Source organism: Nonlabens dokdonensis (assembly GCF_002162835.1).
Taxonomy (GTDB): Bacteria; Bacteroidota; Bacteroidia; order Flavobacteriales; family Flavobacteriaceae; genus Nonlabens; species Nonlabens dokdonensis_B.
Map to the genome: position 1 here is coordinate 1 of NZ_MAAX01000080.1, position 2,402 is coordinate 2,402.

At 31.5% G+C, this 2,402-nt stretch carries 1 protein-coding gene and 1 pseudogene; one reads left to right on the top strand and one right to left on the bottom strand.

Going from position 1 to position 2,402, the window contains the following annotated elements; genetic code table 11:
* Window positions 1-386 precede the first annotated feature (386 nt).
* Window positions 387-1,661, bottom strand: a complete 1,275-nt coding sequence (glyA, locus tag A9Q93_RS05100) for a serine hydroxymethyltransferase (protein ID WP_303686305.1) — start codon at window positions 1,659-1,661, stop codon at window positions 387-389.
* A 98-nt stretch (window positions 1,662-1,759) separates the two neighbouring features.
* On the opposite strand from glyA, the pseudogene A9Q93_RS05105 reads away from it, so the two are divergent.
* Window positions 1,760-2,402: pseudogene (locus A9Q93_RS05105) on the top strand (fumarylacetoacetate hydrolase family protein); the annotation flags it as partial.

Here is a 2,402-nt window from a genome sequence, read left to right on the forward strand (position 1 = left end):
GTTTTAATCATTATTATCTGTTTTGTAATTAAATTATATAAGTATTATAATGATGATACTATAGTAATTTATTCTTTCTGTTAATACTTCTAAGTTAATGTATATTTTTATTTATTATATGATGCGATACTTATAATCGTAACTTTTTGTAATATATTGTTTCATAGTTTTAATTGAAATGTAGCGTTACTATGTTTGTTTTCGAGTACGTCTATTTGCTTACAATTCAATTATAATGAATTAAACTAAAAGCCATTCTCCTTTTAATTCGAGATGTTATATACTTTTGCCTAATGATTAATTTTTTATTAATAATTAAATTTTGAACAAAAAAAATCATACAACGTTTAGTTATATGATTTTGTTAATCAACAAGTTTTACAAGACTAATTCTGAAATAAGGGAAATCCATTAGTTATAGAATAGACTTCTTCTCTAAGCTTTTCTAAATTTATCTTATTTCTGTTAGAAATGCAGTTATCAATTAATGAAACTATTTTAATCATTTCAGACTCTTTTAAACCTCTTGTTGTAATTGCAGGTGTTCCTATTCTTATTCCGCTAGTTATAAAAGGAGATTCTGTATCAAATGGAACCATATTCTTGTTTACTGTAATATGAATTTTTCCTAATAGCTCTTCAGCCTCCTTACCTGTGATATTTTTATTTCTGAGATCAATCAGCATCATATGATTATCAGTGCCTCCAGAAATTATTTTAAAACCTCTTTTGATAAACTCTTCGGCCATTACAGTTGCATTTTTCTTAACTTGCACCATATAGTTCAGAAAGTCTTCCGATAGTGCCTCTCTAAATGCAATTGCCTTAGCAGCAATAATATGTTCTAATGGTCCACCTTGATTTCCAGGAAATACTCCACTATTTAATAGGGTGGACATCTTTTTTAAGTTACCATTTTTCAACTTTTGACCGAAGGGATTTTCAAAATCCTTTCCCATTATTATTAATCCACCACGAGGGCCTCTTAATGTCTTATGAGTAGTTGTAGTACAAACATGGGCATGTTTTACCGCATCCATCAAAATTCCTTTTGCAATTAGTCCAGCGGGATGAGCTATATCAGCTAGTAGAAGGCAATTTGCCTTATCTGCAATTTGTCTAAATCTCGCATAATCTATTTCTCTGCTATAAGCAGAAGCGCCCGCGATAATTAATTTAGGTTTCTCATTTAAAGCAATTTGCTCAATTTCATCATAATTAAGAAGACCTGTTTCTTTCTCTACACCATAAAATACATTTTCATAAAGTTTACCTGAAAAATTTACCGGTGATCCATGCGTTAAATGACCTCCATGTGATAAATCAAATCCTAGGATTTTATCTCCAGGATTCAAACATGCATGGTAAACTGCTGTATTTGCTTGACTTCCTGAATGCGGTTGTACATTAACGTATTCTGCATTGAATAAAGTTTTAGCTCTTTCTATTGCTATGTTCTCTATTTTATCTACTACTTCGCATCCTCCATAATACCTTTTTCCTGGATACCCTTCAGCGTATTTATTTGTTAGTATAGAGCCAGCTGCCTCTAGAACATCATTACTTACGTAATTTTCGCTAGCAATTAACTCGATGCCTTTTGTTTGTCGAATTCTTTCTTGTTCAATTAGATCGAAAATTTCTTTATCTACGTTAGCCATTTGATATAAATTAGATCACAAAAATAGGTTACAGATGCTTTCATGCCACACTAAAATGATATATTTGAATATACTTTTTAACAAGAAATCAATACAATATGCCCAATAAAACTAACGACCCTAAAAGAAATTCATGGATAGGATATAATCGTGATACTCATTTTCCTATTCAAAATATACCATTTGGTGTATTTCTTACAAGAGATAATGTAATTACTATTGGTACTAGAATAGGTGATTATGCAATTGATTTGGGTGCGCTACAAGAAATGGGTTATTTCAATTCAGTTCCTTTGACCGATGACATGTTTATGCAAGACACTTTAAATGATTTTATATCAGACGGTAAAAAAACTTGGAAATTGGTAAGAAATAGGATAGGAGATATTTTTGATAAAGAGAATCCTGAATTGAGAGATAATAAGGAGCACCGAGATCGCATAATTTTTGCAATGGACGAAGTTGAGATGCAGCTGCCAGTTTTAATAGGCGATTATACAGATTTCTATAGTAGTAAAGAACATGCAACTAATGTAGGGACGATGTTTAGAGATCCTGATAATGCACTCCTTCCTAATTGGTTACATATGCCAGTAGCTTATCATGGTAGATCAAGCAGTATCATTCCATCAGATATTCCGATTCACAGACCACAAGGGCAAACTTTTCCAGCAAATGCTGATCAACCAACATTTGGACCATCAAAGCTAGTTGATTTTGAATTAGAAATGGCTTTTATAA

Coding starts and splice junctions, on each gene's coding strand:
- glyA (WP_303686305.1), bottom strand. CDS start 1,661: ATGGCTAACGTAGATAAAGAAATTTTCGATCTAATTGAACAAGAAAGA.